The sequence below is a fragment of the Rhodocista pekingensis genome (assembly GCF_042665545.1).
GTDB lineage: Bacteria > Pseudomonadota > Alphaproteobacteria > Azospirillales > Azospirillaceae > Rhodocista > Rhodocista pekingensis.
Genome location: NZ_JBHTCM010000004.1, coordinates 303928 through 320940, shown reverse-complemented (window position 1 = coordinate 320940; position 17013 = coordinate 303928). Strand labels below are relative to the sequence as shown.

At 71.7% G+C, this 17013-nt stretch carries 15 protein-coding genes; 9 read left to right on the top strand and 6 right to left on the bottom strand.

Annotation, left to right across the window (positions count from 1 at the left end):
• Positions 1-463 precede the first annotated feature (463 nt).
• The 3 genes from ACFQPS_RS02020 to ACFQPS_RS02010 all read left to right on the top strand — a co-directional run bounded on the left by ACFQPS_RS02020 (position 464) and on the right by ACFQPS_RS02010 (position 3194).
• Entirely contained in the window at positions 464-1288 is an 825-nt protein-coding gene (locus tag ACFQPS_RS02020) for a motility protein A (protein WP_377356017.1), read from the top strand.
• Positions 1278-2201 (top strand): OmpA family protein, encoded by a 924-nt coding sequence (locus ACFQPS_RS02015; protein ID WP_377356015.1) that lies wholly within the window; start codon positions 1278-1280, stop codon positions 2199-2201. The genes ACFQPS_RS02020 and ACFQPS_RS02015 overlap by 11 nt, the downstream gene beginning before the upstream one ends.
• A gap of 351 nt (positions 2202-2552) precedes the next feature.
• Positions 2553-3194 (top strand): DUF2076 domain-containing protein, encoded by a 642-nt coding sequence (locus tag ACFQPS_RS02010; protein ID WP_377356014.1) that lies wholly within the window; start codon positions 2553-2555, stop codon positions 3192-3194.
• Positions 3195-3263: 69 nt separating this feature from the next.
• Here ACFQPS_RS02010 and ACFQPS_RS02005 read toward each other — a convergent pair whose 3' ends face one another.
• Complete coding sequence (locus ACFQPS_RS02005; protein WP_377356012.1) at positions 3264-3578, bottom strand: hypothetical protein; 315 nt, start codon at positions 3576-3578, stop codon at positions 3264-3266.
• Positions 3579-3824: 246 nt separating this feature from the next.
• Between ACFQPS_RS02005 and ACFQPS_RS02000 the strand changes: the two genes are divergently transcribed.
• Positions 3825-5645 (top strand): DUF885 domain-containing protein, encoded by a 1821-nt coding sequence (locus ACFQPS_RS02000; protein ID WP_377356011.1) that lies wholly within the window; start codon positions 3825-3827, stop codon positions 5643-5645.
• 34 nt (positions 5646-5679) lie between these two features.
• Here the strand turns inward: ACFQPS_RS02000 and ACFQPS_RS01995 are convergent, their stop codons facing one another.
• The 4 genes from ACFQPS_RS01995 to ACFQPS_RS01980 all read right to left on the bottom strand — a co-directional run bounded on the left by ACFQPS_RS01995 (position 5680) and on the right by ACFQPS_RS01980 (position 9530).
• On the bottom strand, positions 5680-6204 hold the full coding sequence (locus tag ACFQPS_RS01995; protein WP_377356009.1) for a protease complex subunit PrcB family protein: 525 nt from the start codon (positions 6202-6204) through the stop codon (positions 5680-5682).
• Positions 6188-7384 carry a M20 aminoacylase family protein gene (locus tag ACFQPS_RS01990; RefSeq protein WP_377356007.1) on the bottom strand — a complete coding sequence of 399 codons (1197 nt, stop codon included), beginning with the start codon at positions 7382-7384 and terminating at the stop codon, positions 6188-6190. The genes ACFQPS_RS01995 and ACFQPS_RS01990 overlap by 17 nt, the downstream gene beginning before the upstream one ends.
• Positions 7385-7503: 119 nt before the next feature.
• Complete coding sequence (locus ACFQPS_RS01985; protein WP_377356006.1) at positions 7504-8817, bottom strand: ATP-binding protein; 1314 nt, start codon at positions 8815-8817, stop codon at positions 7504-7506.
• Complete coding sequence (locus ACFQPS_RS01980) at positions 8814-9530, bottom strand: response regulator (protein WP_377356004.1); 717 nt, start codon at positions 9528-9530, stop codon at positions 8814-8816. The genes ACFQPS_RS01985 and ACFQPS_RS01980 overlap by 4 nt, the downstream gene beginning before the upstream one ends.
• Positions 9531-9917: 387 nt before the next feature.
• Between ACFQPS_RS01980 and pdxR the strand changes: the two genes are divergently transcribed.
• The 3 genes from pdxR (at position 9918) to hemA (ending at position 14319) form a co-directional block, all read left to right on the top strand.
• The gene (gene pdxR, locus ACFQPS_RS01975) at positions 9918-11378 is read left to right on the top strand and encodes a MocR-like pyridoxine biosynthesis transcription factor PdxR (protein ID WP_377356002.1); all 1461 of its coding nucleotides are present in this window, start codon (positions 9918-9920) and stop codon (positions 11376-11378) included.
• 95 nt (positions 11379-11473) lie between these two features.
• Positions 11474-12877, top strand: a complete 1404-nt coding sequence (locus tag ACFQPS_RS01970; protein ID WP_377356000.1) for an aspartate aminotransferase family protein — start codon at positions 11474-11476, stop codon at positions 12875-12877.
• 224 nt (positions 12878-13101) lie between these two features.
• Complete coding sequence (gene hemA / locus ACFQPS_RS01965; protein WP_377355999.1) at positions 13102-14319, top strand: 5-aminolevulinate synthase; 1218 nt, start codon at positions 13102-13104, stop codon at positions 14317-14319.
• An 86-nt stretch (positions 14320-14405) separates the two neighbouring features.
• Here hemA and ACFQPS_RS01960 read toward each other — a convergent pair whose 3' ends face one another.
• On the bottom strand, positions 14406-14957 hold the full coding sequence (locus ACFQPS_RS01960) for a PRC-barrel domain-containing protein (protein WP_377355997.1): 552 nt from the start codon (positions 14955-14957) through the stop codon (positions 14406-14408).
• A gap of 266 nt (positions 14958-15223) precedes the next feature.
• On the opposite strand from ACFQPS_RS01960, the gene secF reads away from it, so the two are divergent.
• A complete protein-coding gene (secF, locus tag ACFQPS_RS01955) occupies positions 15224-16159 on the top strand; it encodes a protein translocase subunit SecF (protein ID WP_377355995.1) in 936 nt (311 codons plus the stop codon).
• 153 nt (positions 16160-16312) lie between these two features.
• Positions 16313-16897 (top strand): exopolysaccharide biosynthesis protein, encoded by a 585-nt coding sequence (locus ACFQPS_RS01950; RefSeq protein WP_377355993.1) that lies wholly within the window; start codon positions 16313-16315, stop codon positions 16895-16897.
• Positions 16898-17013: the final 116 nt, after the last annotated feature.

The following is a 17013-nucleotide window of genomic DNA, read 5'->3' as shown; positions in this document are numbered from 1 at the left end:
CGCCCTGGCAGACGGTCTACGGGCTGTTCCGCGTGTTCGCGCGCCGCCTGCTGTTCTGAACCGTCCACGACATGGCCCTGATGATCGACTCCGGCCCGGAGGCTTCAGCGGCGCCGCGATCCCCCTGCGTTCCCCGCCATTTTCTGCCGGGAGTTCGGCGGGAAGGCCGATGGTCGCCTCCACGGGCGGGGTGAGCGGAGCCGTCACGTCGTCGGACCGGCCATGGGGTTCCGGTGCTGACCGTCTCCACGGCGTGCCATCCGGTCGCACCCTTCAAATGCGCCCCCCAGGTTTCATGCCCCCAGGCCGGCCCGGCGCCGCTCCCCCTGACCGGAAGGCCAAGGTGACCGGAAGTGCGCTCGCCCTTTGTCCGCATTTGACGCAAATCAATGGGATGCGCCCCGTATGAGCGGAAGGTCGCGCGGTGGTCGGTACCTTGGACCGGGACGGGTGGAGGACGGGAGTGCCCCAGGCAGTGGCGGGCAAGGCTGGGCGTAAAGGCGGCGGACGGACGGGCGGATTCCTGGCGACGACGGTGCTGGGCGTGCTGGCGACGGCGGCGCTGCTCTGGTTCGTGGTCGGCACCGGCGGCAGCGCCGTCTTCTTCTACAATGAGGAGGGGCTGGTCATCGTGGTCGGCGGCGTCGCCTGCGTGGCGCTGCTGGCCTTCCGCGGCGACGAGATCTGGCACGCGCTGGGCGCCCTGGCCTCGGTCGTGCGCGAGCATGTCTCCATCGACGCCGACGTGGCGGAGCTGCTGGACGTGGCCCGGATGCTGCACGAGAAGCGGGTGAAGCTGGCGGAGGACCGCGTGCGCACGGTGCGCAACCCGTTCCTGCGCCTGGGCCTCCAGCTCGTCGTGGACGATACCGACCTGGACGATCTGATGCATGTCCTGACCTGGCGCATCCAGAAACAGTCGGAACTGGACGCGGCGCAGTCGCGCGTCTTCCGCGTCCTGGCCTCCTTCGCGCCGGCCTTCGGCCTCTTGGGCACGCTGGCCGGCATGGTCGGCATGCTCAAGCAGCTCGGGTCCGGCGACATCGGCCTGATCGGCAACAGCATGGCCGTCGCCATGCTGGCCACGCTCTACGGGCTGATCCTGGCGAACCTCGTGTTCAAGCCCATCGCCATCAAGCTGGAACAGCGCTCCGCCCGGCGGGTGGCGATGATGAACGTGCTGATGGACGGCGTGGTGCTGACCCGGCTGGGCCGCTCGCCCCTGGTGATCGAGGACCTGCTGCGCACCTATCTCCGCGACGGCGACGGGGCACACCGTGCCGCCTGAAACCGGCGAGCCCCGGCGCGGGTCCCGGCGGGAGAACCGCCGCGGCCGCGGCCTGCGCACCACCCCGCCGCCGCCGGCACCGGCGGCGCAGGAGGAATCCGAGGAGTGGGTGATCAGCTACATGGACATGGTCACCCTGCTGATGACCGTGTTCCTGGGCATGATCGCCATCCTGGGCATGCAGGGCCGCCTCGCCCCGCCCGACCCGGGACCGGACCCGGCCGGGGAAGCCACCCAGGCGGCAGCCCAGGCGGGAACGGAGGCCGTACCGCCGCCGGCCCGCACCACGCTGGCCGCCCCGGTCAGCCCGGCCCCTGTCAGCCCGGCTCCGGTCGATCTGACCCCCAGCCTGCCCGGCCCGGCGCCGACGGTGCCGGTTGCAGGCTCCCCCGACCCGGGGCCGGCGGGCGGGGACACGGCAGCGGCGCCGGAGGGACCGCCCCCGCCGCCGCTCTCACCCGCGGCCCGGGCCTGGCTCCAGGCGCTGGAGGCGGCCGGGCTGCCCCCGGATGTCGGCTTCACCGTGGAGGACCGCCGGATCGCCATCGAGCTGCGTGACCGCGTGCTGTTCCGCTCCGGCTCCGCAGCGCTGGAGACGGCGGGCACGGCGGTGCTGGACCGGCTGGCGCCCATGCTGGCGCGGATGCCGGGGACGATCACGGTGGAGGGGCACACCGATCCCGTCGCCATCGCCACCGCCCGCTTCCCCTCGAACTGGGAACTGTCCGCCGCCCGCGCCGCCGCCGTGGTCCGCCACCTTGTCGCGGCGGGACTGCCGGCGCAGCGCCTGCGCGCCACCGGCCTTGCCGACAGCCGGCCGCTCACCACCGACCCGGCGCGCTGGGCCATGAACCGGCGGGTGGAGATCGTCATCGAGGGCGGCCCGGCTCCCGGGGACACCGCCGCGCCCTGAACAGACGCGCCCTGAAGAGACGTGCCCGGGAACACCCTACCGATCGGGGGGGCTTCTTCACGCCGGCTTCTTGACGGCATCGGGGGGCCTTCCCATCTAGGCCCTCTGTCAGGGTCCGGGCCCCTCTGGCGACATAGACGTGGTCGCGATGTCGGATTCCTTCACCTGCCTTGCGCCGACGGGCGCGATTGCACCTGGAGGGACAGCGATGCCGTTTCCGCCCGGCACCCGTCGCACCGGCGCCCTGGCGCCCCTTCCCTGACCTGACCTGATCGTCCGCCCGCCCTTCCGGCCGCGGCCCTTGCCGGCTGGACCGGACCGGCGTCCCGCGGACCCTTTCCGGAGATCCCCATGGACCATACCGAACGCCAGATCATCGACGAGCTTTTCACCAAGCTGCGCCAGGCCGAGGCGCAGTCCGGTCCCCGCGATGCCGAGGCCGAGGCCCACATCCGCGACCAGGTCGCGCGCCAGCCGGCATCCCCCTACCTGATGGCCCAGGCCATCGTGATGCTGGAGCAGGCGCTGGCGACCGCGCAGACCCGCACGGAGGAACTGGAGCGCCAGCTCCGCGAGCGCCCGGCCAGCACGGGCGGCATCTTCGGCGGCCTGTTCGGCGGCGGGCCGAAGCCGCCGCCGGCGCCCGTGCCGCAGCGTCAGGCCGCCTCGCCCTGGGGGGCGCCCGCCGCTCCCACCTACGGCGATCCGCGCGTCGCCGCCTATGCCAACCCCAATGCCATGGGCGCCACCGCGATGGGCCGCCCGGGCGGCGGCTTCATGGCGGGGGCCTTGCAGACGGCCATGGGTGTCGCCGGCGGCATGCTGCTGGGCAACGCGCTGGCGAGCGCCTTCTCCGGCGGCGAGGCCATGGCGCAGGAGGCCGTGAACGAGGTCATCCCGCCGGCGGAGGACACCCCGCCCGAGGAACCGGCCGCCGACGAGGCGGGCTGGGATGACGGCGGCTTCGACGACAGCGGGTTCGACGAGATCTGATCGGCCGCTCTCCCGCATGAAAAGGGCACCCGACGGTCGGGACAATTCCCGGCCGTCGGGCCCCGCCCGTCAGTCCTCCGCCGTCGCCGGCGTGCGGCCGTACTCCCGGTGAGACGGCATCCCGCCGCGCTGGTGCCCCAGGGACGGACGGCCGCCCGGGTCGCCGGACAGGGCGCTGCGCACCGGGCAGCGGCCGTAATAGCCGCCCAGGGTCAGGTAGGCGCCGCCGGCAAGCGCCAGCACGTTCAGCAGCGGGTTCGGCCGGGGCTTCGCGGCCGCCGCGGCAAGCCCCAGGCCGCCGACGACGTACAGGGCCCGCTCGCCGAACGACAGGTTCGGTTCACCGCCGAACAACGGTTCGATCAGGGACGGCATCTCGCTCATCGTGCTCTCCTTCCGGGGGGACCCTTGTCCGGGCTCCCCCCGCGAACGCCTGTCCCCCCGGATGGTTCCGATCCCGGGCCGGCCGCGCTGCCGGCATCCCATGGCCGGCGCCCCGTGGAAGTCCCCTTTGTCGTTCCCTGTGGCGTTGCCTGTGGCGTCCCCGCCCTTGCCCACCGGCGGTCCCGCCGTCTAGCCTCGGCGGCAGGCCGGCAGCGTGACCGGCGACCGGACCAGGGACCAACGGGCATGCCTCTCGACCTTACCCGCCGCGACGTCCTGCGCGGCACCGCCGCCGTCGCACTGACCGCCGTCACCGGCCTGCCCGGGCGAGCGCGCGCGGCGGACGATCCTCGACTCGCCGCCTTCTTCGAGGAGACCTGGGCCGAGCAGATGGCCCGCAGCCCGGAAGGGCAGACCTATCTGCGCTGGCCCGGCGCGGGCAACGACCGCTGGGACGATGTCTCCGACGCCGTGGCCGACGAGTCCGCGACCCTGGTCCGGACCCGGCTGGAGCAGCTCCGGACCCTGGCCGGGTCGGCGGACCTGTCCCCGGCCGACCGGCTGAACGTCCGGCTCTACGACTATGCCGCCCGGCAGGCGCTGGAGGACCACCGCTGGCGGCTGCACGACTATCCGCTGGAGCATTTCTACGGCCGCCACCTGTCCTTCCCGGCCATGCTGACGGACATCCAGCCGATCCGGAACCGGGCCGACGTGGACGCCTGGCTGGCGCGGGTGCGCGCCCTGCCTGCGGCCGTGGACCAGACCATCGCCATGGCGGAGACGCGGGCAGCCCTGGGCGCCATCCCGCCGAAATTCTCCGTCCTGAAGTCGCTGGGCGCCATCCTGGGAACGCTGGAGGGCGAGCCCTTCGACGGCAGCGGCACGGACTCGTCCCTGCTGGCCGACATCCGCAAGGACATCGCCGCGCTGGACCTGCCCCCGGCGGAGAAGGACACCCTCGTGGCATCGGCCAGGACGGCGCTGGCGGAGTCCTTCGGCCCGGCCTACCGCCGGCTGGCCGACTATGTGGAGGCCCTGCACGGCCGGGCGGACGAGAATGACGGCGTCTGGAAGCTGCCGGAGGGTGACGCCTATTACCGCGCCTGCCTGAAGCGGCACACCACGCTCGACCTGTCGCCGGACGAGGTGCACGAGACCGGCCTGCGCGAGGTGGCGCGCATCCACCGCGACATGCACGCCATCATGGCGCGGACCGGCTTCACCGGCAGCCTCCAGGACTTCTTCCGGTTCCTGCGCGACGATCCGCGCTTCTACCTGCCCGGCACGCCGGAGGGGCACGAAGCCTATCTCGCGGAGGCGCGGCGGGTGCTGACCGCGGTGGAGGCGGCACTGGACGGACAGTTCGGGATCAAGCCGAAGGCCCGCGTGACCGTGCAGCGGTTCGACCCGTACCTGGAGGGCAGCCGCGCCATCGCCCAGTACGGTCCGGGAACGCCGGACGGCTCGCGCCCCGGCATCTACTACGTCAACTTCTCCAACATGAAGGAGATGCCGCTCTACCAGCTCGAAGTGCTGGCCTTCCACGAGGCGATCCCGGGTCACCACCTCCAGATCTCCATCGCGCAGGAGCTGACCGACGTACCGGCCTTCCGCCGCTTCGCCTCGCCCACCGCCTATGTCGAGGGCTGGGGCCTCTACAGCGAGCGGCTGCCGAAGGAGCTGGGATTCTACAAGGACCCCTATGCCGATTTCGGCCGCCTCTCGTTCGAGCTGTGGCGCGCGATCCGGCTGGTCGTGGACACCGGCATCCATGCCCGGCGCTGGACGCGGGAGCAGGCGACCGACTACTTCGTCACCAACTCCTCCTTCGCGCGCGAAACGGCGGCGCGCGAGGTGGACCGCTACATCGCCATTCCCGGCCAGGCCTGCGCCTACATGATCGGGATGCTGAAGATCCTGGACCTGCGGGAGAAGGCCCGGACCGCGCTGGGCGGGCGCTTCGACATCCGCGCCTTCCACGACACGGTGCTGCGGAACGGGGCGGTGCCGCTGGCGATCCTGGAGGAGATCGTGGACGACTGGATCGCCGCGACGAAGGCGTGAGACCGACCGGAGCGGCGGCGCGGGCCGCCGCCGCTCACGGCACGCGGGAATAGCGGGCCGCGGCCTCGCTGCGATCGACCATGACGATGGTATAGGGAGAGGTCAGCATCTGCGCCCGGGCGCCGCCGGGCGGCGGCTCCGTCTCCCGGTAGCGCACCAGCAGTCGGTCGCGCTGGCCCGGTCGCCGTTCCAGCCGGACATCGACGATCTCCACCCCGTAGCCCGCGGTCGTCCGCGTGCCGAGGAAGACCGCCAGCGCCATCAGCCGGTCCGGCAGCTTCGCCGGAGGCGGCTGGCCGACCAGATCCCAGAGCGCCCGCCACTCGGCCTCCGTCCGCGCGACCAGGAAGCTGGCGCTCTGCGCATTGCTGACGGCTCCCGCCCAGGAGCCGCGGCCGACAAGGCCGGGAGAGGCGATGTCCCGCATCTCCGCCATCACCGCCGGGGGAGGCTCGCCGGCCAGCCAGTTGGTGGCCGAGGCGCACCCGGTCAGGCTTCCGGCCAGCAACAGGCAGAGCGCCGGCAGCGGCGCCCGCCGGCCCTCATTCCGCAGCGGCACGCGCGTCTTCCCGCGGCAGGGCCGTCTCCACCAGGAGCGCCCAGTAGCTGGCACCGATGGGCAGGATCTCGTCGTTGAAGTCATAGCGCGCATTGTGAAGCATGCAGCCGAGCGCCGAGCCACCCTGGCCGATCCAGGCATAGCTGCCCGGCCGTTCATTCAGCATGAAGGCGAAGTCCTCCGCCCCCATGCTGGGACCGACATCGCGCAGCACCCGCTCGCTCCCCAGCAGCGCCGCCGCCACGGCGGCGGACAGCTCGCTGGGGCCGTCGGCGTTGATGGTGGGCGGGTAGCCCGCGATGTAGTTCAGCGACGCCTCGGCGCCGAAGGCGGCCGGCAGCGTATCCACGATCCGGCGCAGGCCGGACTCCAGCAGGGTGCGGACCTCGTTGGTCAGGGCGCGGACGGTGCCGCGCAGCACCACCTCGCCCGGGATGACGTTGAAGGCGCTGCCCGCCTGGATCTGGGTGACGGAGACGACGCCCGCCTCCGTGGGGCTGACATTGCGGCTGACCAGGGTCTGGATCGCCAGCACCATCTGCGCCGCGACCACGACGGGGTCCACGGTGTGGTGCGGCAGGGCGGCGTGGCCGCCATGGCCCGTCACCGTGATCTCGAACTTGTCGGCGCCGGCCATCACCGGGCCGCTGCGCACGGCCATCCGGCCCGGCTCCAGCTCCGGCCAGTTGTGCAGGCCGAAGACCATGTCGCAGGGAAAGCGCTGGAACAGCCCCTCTTCCACCATGCGCTTGCCGCCGCCGGCCCCTTCCTCCGCCGGCTGGAAGATGAAATGCACGGTGCCGTCGAACCGCCGCGTCTCGGCCAGGTACTTTGCGGCCCCCAGCAGCATGGTGGTGTGGCCGTCATGGCCGCAGCCATGCATCTTCCCCGGCACGGTGGAGCGGTGGGCGAAGTCGTTGTCCTCCTCCATCGGCAGCGCGTCCATGTCGGCGCGCAGCCCGATGGAGCGGCCGGTGGGTCCGCCGGCCCCGTGCAGGACCCCGACGACGCCGGTGCCCGCGATGCCCCGGTGGACCTCGATGCCCCATTCCTCCAGCCGGGCCGCGACGGCGGCGGAAGTCCGGTGCTCCTCGAAGGCGATCTCCGGATGGGCGTGGAAGTCCCGACGCCACGCGGTCATCTCGTCATGGAACTCGGCAATGCGGTTCAGGATCGGCATCGGGATCGGTTCCTGGGCCTCGCGGACAGAAGCGCGCACCCTATCAGATGGTGCGTCGCCACACTACCCGCCAACAGGCGGAAACGGGGGGGAATCCGGCCCGTCACGGCCGGCCGATCTCAGCGCCCCGCCGTCTCCAGCGGCAGCACGACGGCGACCCGCAGCCCCCCTTCCGGCCGGTTGGACAGCCGGATCTCCCCGCCATGGGCGCGGACCACGTCGTTGGCGACGGACAGGCCCAGCCCGGTCCCGCCGGTATCGCGGGAGCGCGACGCCTCCAGCCGGTAGAACGGCCGGAAGACGTTCTCCATCTCCGCCTCCGGAATGCCCGGACCGTGATCGTCGATGGTGACGACGACGCTCTCCCCCGTACAGATCAGGCCAACCTCGGCGGCACCGCCGTACTTCACGGCATTGTCCATCAGGTTGCCCAGCGCCCGCTTCAGCGCGGTGCGCCGGCCCATGATCCGCACCGGGCAGGCGGGCGGGACCAGACCGACGGGATGCCCGGCCTCGCGCGCGGACTCGGCCAGCTTGGCCACCAGGGAACCGAGATCCAGCGGTTCGATCGCCTCCTGGCTCGCCTCCTCGCGGGCGAAGGCCAGCGTGGCGCCGATCATGGCCTCCATCTCCTGGAGGTCCTCCAGCATCTTTTCGCGCACCGTGTCGTCGTCGATGAACTCGGCGCGCAGGCGCATCCGGGTCAGCGGCGTGCGCAGGTCGTGGCTGATCGCCGCCAGCATGCGCGTGCGGTCCTCCACGAACGCCTTCAGCCGGCGCTGCATCTTGTTGAAGGCGCTGGCGGCCAGCCGCACCTCGCGCGGGCCAGCCTCGTCCAGCGACGGGGCGTTCATGTCCACGCCCAGCCGGTCGGCGGCGGCGGCGAAGCGGCGCAACGGCCGCGTCGTGAAGCCCAGCACCCAGGCCGAGAGCAGGATGGCGACGGCGGCGCTGCCGGCCAGCGAGGCGAGGAAGCCCGGTTCGCGCAGCGCGTCCGTCGCCGTCACCGGGGCGTAGAACTTCATCCAGGTGCCGTCCTTCATCTGGCGGCTGACCTGGATCGTCTTCGGCTCCGGCGGGGGCGTCGTGACCAGCCCGAAGGGCGGCACGGACACGGCCGGGGAGATGTCCCGCTTCGGCAGGCTGCTGCGCTCGTAGACGTCCAGCACCACCTCGTGACCGGCGTTGGTGCGGATCGTGACCTGACGTTCCTTGAGGTTGCGCAGGATCATCGTGCGCACCTCGGGCGGCTGCTCCTCGATCGCGCCGACCATGCCGTCCAGGCAGTTGGCGAGCTGCCCCCCTTCCGCGTCGGCCACGGCCTCGGCCCTGTCCGTGCGGTAGAGGCCGAGCGCGATGGCCTGCGACAGCAGGATGCCGCCGACCAGCACGGCGAAGATCGAATAGGACATCCGATCCGTCAGCGCTCTCATTGCGGGGTCACCTCGGGCGAGAAGATGTAGCCGCCGGAACGGACGGTCTTGATGATGGCCGGGTCGGCGGGATCGCGCTCGATCTTGCGCCGCAGCCGGCTGATCTGCACGTCGATGGAGCGGTCGAACGGACCGGCCGAGCGCCCGCGGGTGATCTCCAGCAGGTCGTCGCGGGAGAGCACCCGGCGCGGCCGCGTCGCCAGCGCCACCAGCAGCTCGTATTCGCCGGCGGTCAGCGTCACCTCCGCCCCCTGCGGGTCGGTCAGCCGGCGCTGCGCCTGGTCCAGCACGTAGCCGCAGAAGGCCAGCGCCCCGGCGCCGTTGGCGGGCGTCGCTCCGGGGGTCTGCACCCGGCGCAGCACCGCCTTGATGCGGGCCACCAGTTCGCGCGGGTTGAAGGGCTTGGGCAGGTAGTCGTCAGCACCGATCTCCAGCCCCAGGATGCGGTCCGCATCCTCTCCCATGGCGGAGAGCATGACCACCGGCGGGCCGCCGTCGGCGCGGATGGCGCGGCAGAGCGACAGCCCGTCCTCGCCCGGCAGCATCAGATCCAGCACGACCAGGTCGATGTTCCGGTCCGCGAGATACCGGCGCATCTCCTGCCCGTCCTTGGCCGCGGTGACACGGTAACCGTGCCGGGCCAGATACCGGGTCAGGAGATCGCGGATCTCGCGGTCGTCATCGACGATGAGAAGATGCAGGGAGTCCGTCATGGCCCGATAGTACCGCCGCTCCGAAAGGGTGCCGACAGACGAGTTGTTACCACAGCGTAACGCCGGGCCACCCGGGAAACGAACTGTTTCAAATCCCGCGGCCGCCCGACAAACGCCAGCAAAGCCCGGGTGCTTAGCTTTCCCTGTCGCGGCGGCCGCCATCCCTTCCCCACCCGGGAGCGGCAGCCGCGTCAGAGCTTCCGCCGGACTGCCCCGTCCGGTGGAGACGGGGGGCGGCCAACCCCGGTCAGCCGGCCGCCCCTCACCCCGATCCGGCGGGCGGTTCCTCCCGCAAGGCCGCCCGCCGGTATCGACCCGCTCCGACGGGTTTCCCGCTCCTGTTCCGGGGGCTGGCCCGCCGGCGCCAAGACCCGGAGCCGCATCCGCATGAAGGTCTCGCAAGGTCCCCTGCTCGCCCTGTTCGACGACGGCCAAGGCCCCCTCCAGCACCGCCTGTTCGAGCGGCTGCGCGAAGCGATCGTCGGGGGCGCCCTGCGGCCCGGCGAGCGCCTGCCTTCGACACGGACCCTGGCCCGGGACCTGGACGTCTCCCGCAACACGGTGGTGGCCGCCATCGACCGGCTGGCCGCCGAGGGCTATCTGGAGGCGCGGGTCGGGTCCGGCACCTATGTCGCCCGCGTCCTGCCCGACGAGATGATGACCCCCGCCCTGCGGCTGGCCGACACGGCCGGACGGGCGGCCTCATCCCGCGCCGCCGCGGCCGAAGCGGTGCAGCCCTTCCGCCCCGGCCTGCCGCCGGGGGACCTGTTCGATGCCGACGGCTGGCAGAAGCTGCTGGCGAAGCGCTGGCGCAGCTCCGGCGCCGCCATGCAGGAGCGCGACGGTGCCGGCGGCTGGCTGCCGCTGCGCCGCGTCCTGGCAGCGCATCTCCAGGCGTCGCGCGGCATCCGCTGCGAGGCCGACCAGATCCTCGTCCTGCCCGGCCGCACCGCGGCCGCGTCCCTGGCCGCGGCCCTGCTGCTGCGGCCAGGCGATCCGGTCTGGCTGGAGGAGCCGGGCTGTCCCCGGCTGCGGGCCCTGATGGAGGGGCGCGGCCTGCGCCCGGTCGCGGTCCCGGTGGATGCCGACGGCCTGGACCCCGAGCGCGGTCGCCGGCTGCTGGCGGAGCCGCGGCTGGCCGTCGTCTCCCCGGCCTGGCAGTTCCCGCTGGGCGGCACCATGCCGCTGCGGCGCCGGCTGGCGCTGCTGGCCTGGACGCAGCGGTCCGGGGCGTGGCTGCTGGAGGACGACAGCGACGGCGGCTACCGCTACGAGGGTCGGCCGCTGCTGTCCCTCGCCGGGCTGGACGAGGCCGGGCGGGTGCTGCATCTGGGCACGCTGGAGCGCATGGTCGCCCCCGCCCTGCGCGTCGCCTGGCTGGTCGTTCCCCCGGCGCTGGCGGCGGAGGCGGCACGGCTGCGGACGCTGCTGGACCTGTCCGTGCCGGTGGCCGAGCAGATGGCGCTGCACGACTTCATCGCCGAGGGGCGGCTGGCCGCGCATCTGCGCCGGGCCCGCTGCGCGGCGGAGGAGCGCCAGCAGGCCCTGGTGGAGGCGGCCCGGCGGCACTGGGCCGGCGGCATCGAGGTGGCACCGGCCCCGGCCGGCCTGCATCTGCTCGGCCGGCTGGACAGCCGGACAGGTGCTGGCGACCGGGCGCTCCAGGCCCGCGCCGCCGCCGCGGGGATCGAGCTGGCGGCGCTGTCGGACTTCCATGCCGGCCCGGCGGAGGGCGGCGGGCTGGTGCTCGGCTTCGCGGCGCACCCGCCGGAGCGGATCGAGCGCGCCGTTGCCCGCGTCGGCCAGCTTCTGCCCGCCCTGACCGGACGGCGGGCGGCCGTGGGCTGAGCGCAGCTCCGCCTTCCCTTCCGGAGGCGTGACAAAGCGCAACCGGCGTCGCACCATTCCGCCCGTTCTCTCGACTGAACGGGACGGAACCCATCATGCCCTCCACTGCCCCCCATCTCGGCAATTCCATCGCCAGCCGGGACATCGCCTCGCTGCTGCATCCCTACACGAACCTGAAGGCGCACGAATCCGTCGGCCCCATGGTCATCACCGGGGGCCGCGGCGTCACCGTCGTGGACGATGCCGGTCGGGAGTATATCGAGGGCGTGGCCGGCCTCTGGTGTACGTCGCTGGGCTTCGACGAGCCGCGGCTGGTGGAGGCGGCGGTGCGGCAGCTCCGCACCCTGCCGTTCTACCACGCCTTCGCCCACAAGTCGCACGAGCCCGGGATCGAGCTGGCGGAGAAGCTGGTCGCCCTGGCCCCGGTGCCGATGAGCAAGGCCTTCTTCGCCTGCTCCGGGTCCGAGGCGAACGACACCGCGGTCAAGCTGGTCTGGTACTACAACAACGCCCTGGGCCGGCCGCAGAAGAAGAAGATCATCGGCCGCATCAAGGCCTATCACGGGGTCACCGTCGCCTCGGCCAGCCTGACCGGCCTGCCGAACAACCACCGCGACTTCGACCTGCCGATCGACCGCATCCTGCACACCGACTGCCCGCACTGGTACCGCTTCCACGAGGAGGGCGAGGACGAGGAGGCGTTCGCCAGCCGCCTTGCCGCCAGCCTGGAGGCGCTGATCCAGCGCGAAGGGCCGGAGACGGTGGCCGCCTTCATCGCCGAGCCGGTGATGGGGGCCGGCGGCGTCATCGTGCCGCCGCGGACCTATTTCGAGAAGGTGCAGGCCGTGCTGCGGAAGTACGACGTGCTGCTGATCGCGGACGAGGTGATCTGCGGCTTCGGCCGGACCGGCGCCATGTTCGGCAGCGAGACCTTCGGCCTGAAGCCCGACATCATGACCATGGCGAAGGCGCTCACCTCGGCCTACATGCCGCTGTCGGCCGTGCTGGTCAGCGAGCCGATCTACCGGGCCTGCGTGACGGAGTCCGAGAAGATCGGCGTGTTCGGCCACGGCTACACCTATTCCGGCCATCCGGTGAGCTGCGCCGTCGCCCTGGAGACGCTGAAGATCTATGAGGAACGGGACCTCGTCGCGCATGCCCGCACCGTGGGCGCGCGCTTGCAGGAGGCGCTGGGCCGCTTCCGCTCCCATCCGCTGGTGGGGGAGGTGCGCGGTGTCGGCCTGATCGCCGGCGTCGAGCTGGTGGCGGACAAGGCGACCCGGCAGCCCTTCGACCCGAAGCTGGGCGTCGCCGCCCGGCTGGCCGGGTTCGCCCAGGGCCATGGCGTCATCCTGCGCCCGATCGGGGACACGCTGGGATTCTCCCCGCCGCTGATCATCACGCCGGAGGAGGTTGACGAGCTGGTCGCCCGCTTCGGGCGGGCGCTCGACGACACCACCGCCTGGCTGGAACACGAGCACCGCTTCCGTCCGGCGTGACCAACCGCCGCGCTCGGCGGGGAATTGCGGACTTGCGCAGGCCCCGCCGACGGACCAAAGAATTGACCGACATCAACGCTCCCTGGTTTCCCGAGGGATCATGTTGATCGAGCGCGACGTGAGGCCGCGCGACCTCCGGTGAACGGAGTGCCCCACCGCCGATACGGCGTGTACGGGCCGCTCCGGCCGGGGTGGAAATCGATGGCCATTAGGACGCAGGGCCCATGGATTACGAGAGCTTCTTCAAGAGCCAGATCGACGGCCTCAAGCGGGAGGGACGCTACCGCGTCTTCGCCGATCTTGAGCGGCGCGTCGGCGAATTCCCGGTCGCCTCGTTCTTCCCCGAGCCCGAGGCGACTCCGCGTGACGTGACCGTCTGGTGCTCCAACGACTATCTCGGCATGGGCCAGCACCCGGTGGTGATCGGGTCCATGATCGACGCGCTGCACAAGTGCGGCGCCGGTGCCGGCGGCACCCGCAACATCTCCGGCACGAACCACTACCACGTGCTGCTGGAGCAGGAACTCGCCGACCTGCACGGCAAGGAGAGCGCGCTGCTCTTCACCTCGGGCTACATCAGCAACGAGGCGACGCTGAGCACCCTGCCGCGCCTGCTGCCGGACTGCGTGATCTTCTCCGACGCCCTGAACCACGCCTCGATGATCGAGGGCATCCGGCACAGCGGCGCCGAGAAGCACATCTTCCGGCACAACGACCCCGAGCACCTCGACCAGCTCCTGGCCCGCTACCCGAAGGAGCGGCCGAAGCTGGTGGCGTTCGAGTCCGTTTACTCCATGGACGGCGACATCGCCCCGATCGCCGAGATCTGCGATGTGGCCGAAAAGCACGGCGCCATGACCTACCTGGACGAGGTCCATGCGGTGGGCATGTACGGCCAGCGCGGTGCCGGCGTGGCCGAGCGTGACGGCGTGATGCACCGCCTGACGGTCATCGAAGGCACGCTGGGCAAGGCGATCGGCGTCATGGGCGGCTACATCACGGGCTCCAGCGCCCTGGTGGACTGCGTCCGCAGCTTCGCCTCCAGCTTCATCTTCACCACCTCGCTCGCCCCGGTGCTCGCCGCCGGTGCCGCCGCCAGCGTGCGCTTCCTGAAGGAGCACAACGAGCTGCGCGAGAGGCACCAGGAGCGCGCGGCGACCCTGAAGCGCCGCCTCTCCCAGGCCGGGCTGCCGGTGCTGCCGTCGGTCAGCCACATCGTTCCGGTGCTGGTCGGCGACGCGCGCCTGTGCAAGCAGGCCAGCGACGACCTGCTGCGGCTCCACAACATCTATGTGCAGCCGATCAACTACCCGACCGTTCCCCGCGGGACGGAGCGGCTGCGCATCACCCCGACGCCGTTCCACGACGACGCGAAGATGGACCATTTCGTCGACGCGCTGCTGGACGTCTGGAGCCGCCTGGAGATCCGCCGGGCCGCCTGATCCGTCGGCATCGTTCCGGTTCGAAGGTCAGGGCCGTCCCGTCCGGGGCGGCCCTTTCCTTTTCCACCCTCTCCCGAGCCCGCGACCTAGCGCTGCCGCGCGTCCCCGCCGCTGTCGAAGGCCTGTTCCTGCGGCCCCAGTTCCGCCCGGGTCATGGCGACGCGCAACTCGCGGCCGCCGGTATCGACGGCGACGACCTTCTCCCACTGGATGGCATAGCGCGTCTCCCCGACGCCCAGAAGACCGCCGGTCGCCACCAGGATGCGTTCGAGCCGACCGGTCTCCAGGTTCAGGACCACCTGTGCCACGGTTCCGAACTCCTCCGTGTCGGCCAGATGGACCGCGTAGTCCTTGAGTTCCTCGGCGAAGACGCGGCCCTCGCCCGGCACGGCGCCGCCGGCGGGTCCGGGAACGCCGCGGTAGGCCTGGGACGGCTCCGGCACGGCGGGCAGGCGGTCGCGACCCTCCGCCTCCAGGCGACCGGACCCCGGGCGGCCAGGACCGTCCGCCGGCGGACGCGCCGTTCCCTCCGTCCCGTCCGGCCGCGGCCCCTCGGCCGTCTGGGCCATGCCAGCGCCGGGAAGGACGGCCAGCAGGATGGCGAGGGCCAGCGCGGCGGCGGACGGCGATCGGGACATCGTGATCCTCGGGTCGAAGGCAGGGAGGGGACGTCCTGGGAAACAGCCCGCCCCCCGCCCCGTTCCCGCTTCCTGTCACACCCGTCGGTCGCGCCCGCCGGCAACACCCGCAATCCACACCCGCCGGGCGCCCCGGCGGGACCCTCCGCCGCATCCCCCTTGCGTCGGGCCTTTCCGGCATGCAAAAGGCGTCGCGCCAGGGGTGGCGCGTCGCTATAGTGCGCCGCGACCGCTTCCGTTCCCGCGACCAGGATCGTCAGCAGACCATGAAGCCGCTCCGTTTGGTTCCCGACAATACCGCCATCGATTTCGCGAAATGGCGTTTCTTCGGGTTCGGCATCTCCCTGATCCTGATCCTCATCACCGTCGGCGGCCTGTTCTCCCCGGGGCTCAATCTGGGCATCGACTTCCGCGGCGGCATCCTGATCGAGGCGCGGGCGCAGCAGACCATCGATACGGCCGCGCTACGCCAGCAGCTCGGCGGTCTGGGCCTCGGCGAGGTGCAGCTCCAGCAGTTCGGCGGCCCGAACGACGTGCTGATCCGCGTGCAGCAGCAGGAGGGCGGGGACGCCGCCCAGAACGAGGCCGTGCAGAAGGTCAGGACCGCGCTGGGCGACGCCTACGAGTACCGCCGGGTCGAGCTGGTCGGCCCCCGGGTGGGGGGTGAGCTGATGCGCCAGGGGGCGATCGCCACGGTGCTGGCGATCCTGGCGATCGCCGCCTATGTCGCGTTCCGCTTCGAATGGCAGTTCGGCGTGGCGGCCCTGATCGCGACCTTCCACGACGTGTTCGTGACGCTCGGTCTGTTCATCGTCCTGCAACTGGAGTTCGATCTCACGGCCGTGGCGGCCCTGCTGACGCTGGCGGGCTATTCGATCAACGACACCGTCGTCGTCTTCGACCGGATGCGTGAGCAGATGCGCAAGCACAAGTCCGCCGACCTGAAGACGATCATCAACATGTCGGTGAACCAGACCCTGGGCCGCACGATCCTGACCAGCGGCACGACGCTGCTGGCCATCCTTCCGCTGCTGCTGTTCGGCGGCAGCGCCCTGCACAACTTCACCCTGGCCCTGTTCTGGGGCATCCTGGTGGGGACCTTCTCCTCGATCTACGTCGCGGCCTCGATCCTGCTCTACCTGCCGGCGATCCGGCGCGGCGGCGAATCGGCGAAGCAGGGTCCGGCCGACGCCGCTGCCTGACCCGGCATCTCTCACGGCGCGACTTCCGGATAGGGGGCCGCGACGGGCCTTGGAGTCCGTCCGGCTTCCGCTATCTTCGACCGGTATCGCGGCTGTTGGGCGGCCAGGGGCCGCATCGGGGACACCATAGAACCGCAGCAACGCACCTCCGACATGCTAACGGCGCTGCTGTCGTCGGCCGGTCCGGACCGCGTCAGCATCGGCGAGTTGATCGACGGCCTGGGCGACCGGGCCTTCGGCGTGCTGATCCTGCTCTGCGCCCTGCCCAACTGCATTCCGGGACCGCCGGGCGTCAGCACCGTCACGGGCCTGCCGATCCTGCTGTTCGCGTTGCAGCTCCTGGTCGGGGGAGACCGGCCCTGGCTTCCCCGGTCGTTACGGAACCGGTCGTTCTCCCGGGCCGACCTGCTGGGCGTCGTCCGCCGTGCCGATCCCTGGCTCCGGCGCCTGGAGCGCCTCTCCCGCCCCCGCCTCCCCGCCCTGGTGGCCGGCTGGGCGGAGCGCGCGGCGGGGTTCGTGGTGTTCCTGCTGGCCGTCATCCTGATCCTGCCGATCCCGCTGGGGAACCTGTTCCCCGCCATTGCCATCGCCGTCATCGCCGTGGCGCTGATGGAGCAGGACGGCGCGGCACTCCTGGTCGGCTATACCTGCGCCGTCCTGTCCATGGCGATTTCCTTCGCCGGCCTGCTGGTCGCCCTCCTGATCCTGGCGGAAGTGCTGGAGCGGCTGCTCGGATAGTCTCTGGCTCCGCTGGAGTATTGATCGCTGCGGGAAGCCCAGCCTACAGTGGCAGGGTAAGAGCCGACTTCCCACCCGGGAGCAACCCGGGCCGGCATTCCCGGCAGAGGACGGCG